The 6,244-nt window shown below is 40.0% G+C and carries 7 protein-coding genes; 1 reads left to right on the forward strand and 6 read right to left on the reverse strand.

Going from position 1 to position 6,244, the window contains the following annotated elements:
* The first annotated feature begins 170 nt into the window (after positions 1-170).
* The gene (locus TJ68_RS02895; RefSeq protein WP_052327269.1) at positions 171-503 is read left to right on the forward strand and encodes a TM2 domain-containing protein; all 333 of its coding nucleotides are present in this window, start codon (positions 171-173) and stop codon (positions 501-503) included.
* Between the two features lie 84 nt (positions 504-587).
* On the opposite strand, the gene TJ68_RS02900 is transcribed toward TJ68_RS02895, so the two are convergent.
* From TJ68_RS02900 to rpsL, 6 genes are all read right to left on the reverse strand, one after another.
* The gene (locus TJ68_RS02900) at positions 588-1,001 is read right to left on the reverse strand and encodes a GNAT family N-acetyltransferase (protein ID WP_238316023.1); all 414 of its coding nucleotides are present in this window, start codon (positions 999-1,001) and stop codon (positions 588-590) included.
* A gap of 52 nt (positions 1,002-1,053) precedes the next feature.
* Entirely contained in the window at positions 1,054-1,503 is a 450-nt protein-coding gene (locus tag TJ68_RS02905; protein ID WP_040928641.1) for a hypothetical protein, read from the reverse strand.
* Between the two features lie 69 nt (positions 1,504-1,572).
* Complete coding sequence (gene tuf / locus TJ68_RS02910) at positions 1,573-2,760, reverse strand: elongation factor Tu (RefSeq protein WP_040928642.1); 1,188 nt, start codon at positions 2,758-2,760, stop codon at positions 1,573-1,575.
* A 123-nt stretch (positions 2,761-2,883) separates the two neighbouring features.
* Positions 2,884-4,965 carry an elongation factor G gene (fusA, locus tag TJ68_RS02915; protein WP_040928643.1) on the reverse strand — a complete coding sequence of 694 codons (2,082 nt, stop codon included), beginning with the start codon at positions 4,963-4,965 and terminating at the stop codon, positions 2,884-2,886.
* Positions 4,966-5,025: 60 nt separating this feature from the next.
* Positions 5,026-5,496: a 30S ribosomal protein S7 gene (gene rpsG, locus TJ68_RS02920; protein WP_040928644.1), complete on the reverse strand. Its 471-nt coding sequence runs from the start codon at positions 5,494-5,496 to the stop codon at positions 5,026-5,028.
* 46 nt (positions 5,497-5,542) lie between these two features.
* Positions 5,543-5,956: a 30S ribosomal protein S12 gene (rpsL, locus tag TJ68_RS02925; RefSeq protein WP_040928645.1), complete on the reverse strand. Its 414-nt coding sequence runs from the start codon at positions 5,954-5,956 to the stop codon at positions 5,543-5,545.
* Positions 5,957-6,244 lie beyond the last annotated feature (288 nt).

Consider the following 6,244-nt stretch of genomic DNA (forward strand, 5'->3'; position numbering starts at 1 on the left):
AAAATCCGGCCGCGCACCCAAAATTTGTTAAATATATCCGGATATCTAACAGAATCACAATATTTTTGTTAAATAAAATTAAGAATAGTAGTATTATTACTCTTTCAGTGATAAAAAGCACCACATTCACATCCCACGCTAAATGGTATAATTAACTAAGGAGTGATTTTATGAGAAATCTGACGGTCGATCAAAAATTGTACATTGAGCAATATGTTTCTAATGAGAAGAAGAGCCTCATAGTTGCCTATATACTATGGTTCTTTCTAGGAGCGGTCGGCGCGCACCGTTTCTACGTCGGCAAAACAATCACGGGCATTTTGATGATTGTCGTACTGATTATTTCAGGCATATTAACATTAGTCACGTTTGGTCTCGCGACTGCAGTGACGATGCTTCCAATAACAATTTGGTGGGTCATTGACGCAGTGCTCGTTATTTTTATGATAAAAAACTACAACAGACGCTTAAGAAGAGAAGCGCTGAGAAGTATCGCGCGCTAGTAAGATTCCAAGCAAACAGAATACCAAAACAAGAAAAGTCCTGTGATCATGTTGAGATCATAGGACTTCATTTATTTAACAAACCTAATTTAATTTAGCAAAGGCGACTAACTCACCTTTGTCGCAAGATTCAAAACCATTCTTTTCATAGAAGTGTCTTACATCAGGTGCTTCATCAGTTAATAAAACCTTTTGGCGAACATTATCATATTTAGTTAAAACGTGTTGCAGCATTTCAGTCGCAATGCCTTGATTTTGATACTCTTTTAACACAAGTATATCTTGAATATAAATAATCGTTAAACCATCACCAACAACACGAATCAGCCCTACGAGCTTGTCGCCTTCCCACGCCGTTAAAACATATAACGACTGCTCAATCGCCTGCTGTAAAAGGTCTAGATCATTTGTATAAGCATACCACTCTGCATCATTATATAACTGCTCTAATTGTTCTTTATCAATGTATTTTTCATTACTATAATTTATTGTCATCATTTTCTCCTCACGACTAACTACCACACGCTACTTAAGCTAAAAAGAGTCCACGTTACTTCTCTTTAAATCCTTGTTCTGTTAGAAACTCTTTTACGTCAGAAAACATACCATCCTTCTCAGTGTTCCCGATGATGCTTTTACCGTTTTTGACGTTTTCAACACCTGTAATTTTGACCTCGACGTTGTCGCCAGCGTCTTTTACTTTTGTCTTCGTTTTAACGCCTTCGAACTGATTCAGCTCTGAATAGAACTCCTCCAGTTGTTCGTAATCTTTTTTTGTGAAATTTAAGTCCGTTGATTCAACGAAATTAGACGCTTGCTCTTTAGGTACGAGACTGTTGATTTCAAACTCTACCGAGCGCAGCGTTTCATCGCTATGATTGACCGTGATTGTCATCGTGTAGTTGTCGTCTACTTTATTTTCAAATACTGCCGAGTCCGTATTACATGCGGATAAAAAAACTGTTACAAGTAAAACGAGTACGTACTTAATGTATTTCATCTGTGACCTCCGATATAAAAAAACACTCGAGGAAAGTCCCCGAGTGTTTATATTGTGACATAAAATTAATTATGCGTCGATTCCAGTTACAACACCTGATCCTACAGTACGTCCACCTTCACGGATTGAAAAACGTGTACCGTCTTCAATCGCGATTGGTGAAATTAACTCAACGTCCATTTCAACGTTGTCACCAGGCATAACCATTTCAGTACCTTCTGGTAAGTTTACGATACCAGTTACGTCAGTTGTACGGAAGTAGAACTGAGGGCGGTAGTTTGTGAAGAATGGAGTATGACGTCCACCTTCTTCTTTAGATAAAACGTAAACTTCAGCTTTGAACTTGCTGTGTGGAGTGATTGTTCCAGGAGCAGCAAGAACTTGTCCACGTTGGATGTCGTCACGTGATACACCACGTAATAACGCACCAATGTTATCTCCAGCTTCAGCGTAGTCTAATAACTTACGGAACATTTCTACTCCAGTTACAGTTGTTTTAGAAGATTGCTCAGAAAGACCGATGATCTCAACTTCTTCACCAACTTTAACTTGTCCACGCTCAACGCGTCCTGTAGCTACTGTACCACGACCAGTGATTGAGAATACGTCCTCAACTGGCATCATGAATGGCTTGTCAGAGTCACGCTCTGGAGTTGGAATGTACTCATCAACAGCTTCCATAAGCTCGATGATTTTCTCTTCGTACTCAGCATCACCTTCAAGAGCTTTAAGAGCAGAACCAGCGATTACAGGAATATCGTCGCCTGGGAAGTCGTATTCAGAAAGTAATTCACGAACTTCCATTTCTACTAATTCTAATAACTCTTCGTCGTCAACCATGTCAACTTTGTTTAAGAATACTACTAATGCTGGAACACCAACGTTACGTGAAAGTAAGATGTGCTCACGAGTTTGTGGCATTGGGCCATCTGCAGCAGATACTACTAAGATAGCTCCGTCCATTTGTGCAGCACCAGTGATCATGTTTTTAACGTAGTCTGCGTGTCCTGGGCAGTCAACGTGTGCATAGTGACGTTTAGGTGTTTCGTACTCGATGTGTGACGTGTTGATTGTGATTCCACGTTCTTTTTCTTCTGGAGCGTTGTCTACTTGGTCGTATGACTGAGCGTCTCCACCGTATTTTTTAGATAAAACAGTCGCGATTGCTGCTGTTAATGTAGTTTTACCGTGGTCAACGTGCCCAATAGTACCAATGTTAGCATGCGTTTTCGAACGGTCAAATTTTTCTTTAGCCATTTGAAATATCTCTCCTTGTAATTAAGAAATTTTATAATTTCATTCGCCCACTTAATTATAAGTGGACGAATTAATACCTATACTGTTTATACCTTTTTCCCGAGAAAAAATCAAGTATAGAGATTACTCTCCAGTGTTTTTCTTAATGATTTCTTCTGAGATTGAAGCTGGAACTTCTTCGTAGTGATCAAATACCATTGAGTAAGTTCCGCGTCCTTGTGTGTTAGAACGTAATGAAGTTGCGTAACCGAACATTTCTGATAGTGGTACGAATGCGTTAACGACTTGTGCGTTACCACGTGCTTCCATACCTTCTACACGTCCACGACGGCTTGTTACGTCTCCCATAATATCTCCTAGATATTCTTCAGGCATAACAATTTCAACTTTCATAACTGGTTCTAAAAGAACTGGTTTACATTTCTTAGCTGCTTCTTTTAATGCAAGTGATGCAGCGATCTTGAACGCCATCTCAGATGAGTCGACGTCGTGGTAAGAACCATCATATAATTTCGCTTTAACGTCTACTAATGGGTATCCTGCAAGAACACCGTTTTCTAGAGCGTTTTTAAGTCCTTCTTCAACTGATGGAATATATTCACGTGGAACTACCCCACCAACGATAGCGTCTTCGAATTCAAATCCTGCACCTTGTTCGTTTGGTGTGAATTCAATGTGTACGTCACCGTACTGACCGCGTCCACCAGACTGACGGCTGAATTTACCTTGAACTTGTGCTGGTTGAGTGAATGTTTCACGGTAAGATACCATTGGAGCACCTACGTTACATTCAACGTTGAATTCAGACTTCATGCGGTGTACAAGAACGTCTAAGTGTAACTCACCCATACCACCGATGATAACTTGTCCAGTTTCATTGTCAGTGTATGCTGTGAATGTTGGGTCTTCTTCTTGTAATTTAACAAGAGCTGTAGACATTTTGTCTTGGTCCGCTTTTGATTTAGGTTCAACTGATAAGTGAATAACTGGCTCTGGGAATTCCATTGATTCTAAGATTACGCCAAGTTTTTCTTCAGTTAACGTGTCACCTGTACCAGTGTCTTTAAGACCTACTGCTGCAGCGATATCTCCTGAGTAAACAGTTGAGATCTCTTCACGAGAGTTTGCGTGCATTTGTAGGATACGACCAATACGTTCACGTTTACCTTTTGTTGTATTTGATACGTATGAACCTGAGTCTAATGAACCAGAGTACACACGGAAGAATGTTAATTTACCAACGAATGGGTCTGTCATAACCTTAAACGCTAACGCTGTGAAAGGCTCGTCGTCTCCTGGTTTCGCGATATATTCTTCTTCTGGGTCGTTAGCCATATGACCAACGATTGGTTTTACTTCAAGTGGTGATGGTAAGTAATCGATGATTCCATCGAGTAATAACTGAACACCTTTGTTCTTGAATGCTGTACCACAGAATACTGGGAAGAATTCTACGTCACAAGTCGCTTTACGAATTGCAGCTTTAAGAGTTTCTTCTGAAAGCTCTTCTCCACCAAGGTATGCTTCCATAACGTCTTCGTTTACGTCTGCAAGACCTTCGATTAATGCTTCACGCATTTCTTGAGCTTTGTCTTCGTATTCAGCTGGAATTTCAACTTCCTCTATGTCTTGACCTAAGTCATCGTGGTAAAGGTAAGTTTTCATTTTTACTAAGTCAATGATACCTCTGAACTCGTCTTCTGCACCGATTGGGTATTGTACCGCGTGTGCATTTGCTTGTAGACGGTCTCTGATTGTACCGATTGCATAGTCGAAGTCCGCACCGATTTTATCCATTTTGTTAACGAATACTAAACGTGGAACTTCATAGTTTGTTGCTTGTCTCCAAACTGTTTCAGTTTGTGGCTCAACACCTGATTGAGCGTCTAATACTGTTACAGCTGAGTCAAGTACACGTAAAGAACGTTCAACTTCAACTGTGAAGTCTACGTGCCCTGGTGTATCGATGATGTTTACACGGTGACCTTTCCACTGTGCAGTTGTTGCTGCAGATGTGATTGTAATACCACGGTCTTGTTCTTGCTCCATCCAGTCCATCTGTGATGCACCTTCGTGAGTTTCTCCAAGTTTGTGGATACGGCCTGTGTAATAAAGGATACGTTCTGTTGTAGTCGTTTTACCAGCATCGATGTGTGCCATGATACCGATGTTACGAGTGTTTTTTAGAGAAAATTCTCTTGCCATAGAACTTGTTGCTCCTTCCAAGTTTTTAAAAATAAATTTATACTACCGAGATCCACAATTCTACCAACGGTAGTGTGCGAATGCTCTGTTAGCTTCTGCCATTTTGTGCATTTCTTCACGACGCTTAACCGCACCACCAGTGTTGTTAGCTGCGTCAAGAATTTCGTTTGCTAAACGTTCTACCATTGTTTTTTCTCCGCGTAGGCGTGAGTAGTTCACTAACCAACGAAGACCTAGAGTTGAACGTCTTTCTGGGCGTACCTCAACTGGTACTTGGTAGTTAGAACCCCCAACACGACGTGCTTTAACTTCTAGTAATGGCATGATGTTTTCTAATGCTTCTTCGAATACTTCGTTTGCGTCTCTACCTGAACGCTCTTCTACGATTTCGAACGCACTGTAAAGAATTTTTTGTGACGTACCGCGTTTTCCGTCGATCATTAACTTGTTAATTAACTTCGTAATTAACTTAGAGTTATGAATTGGATCCGGTAATACGTCTCTCTTAGGTACTGGACCTTTACGTGGCATACTAAGTAGCCTCCTTCCATGAATTGATTCTATATATTACGCTAAATTATGAGTTTGCTTTTTTAGCACCGTATTTAGAACGTCCTTGTTTACGTCCTTCAACACCTGAAGTATCAAGTGCTCCACGAACTACTGTGTAACGTACCCCAGATAAGTCTTTAATGTGACCACCACGGATTAAAACAACTGAGTGTTCTTGTAAGTTGTGGCCAATTCCTGGGATGTACGCGTTAACTTCCATGTTGTTAGAAAGTCTAACACGTGCATATTTACGTAAAGCTGAGTTCGGTTTACGTGGCGCCATCGTACCAACACGCGTACAAACTCCACGTTTTTGTGGTGAGTTGTTGTGCGTTACTGATTTCTTAAGGCTGTTAAACCCTCTGTTCAGTGCTGGTGCTTTAGATTTAGCTTTCTTCGATTGACGAGGTTTTCTTACTAATTGGTTAATAGTAGGCATCTTATTAAGTGTCCTCCCTTCTTCATTTTAATAATCCACACATCCAGGTGGTTCATTTTAAAACAATAAAAAATTTGTAAGAATTCTGCAACTCTTACAATTTCAAAAGTCATCCGTTACCATCTCTACGGTAACCTTAATTATTATATCATCAGCATAAATACGGTGTCAACATTTTTATAATAAGTAGTCCTTGCAATGTAAGAACTACTTATATTTGTATCACTCATAATCATCTTTAGAAATAAATACTCTAATATTATTTCCAAAAGGTCTAAATCCGTAATT

The organism is Nosocomiicoccus massiliensis (assembly GCF_000438455.1).
Lineage (GTDB): Bacteria > Bacillota > Bacilli > Staphylococcales > Salinicoccaceae > Nosocomiicoccus > Nosocomiicoccus massiliensis.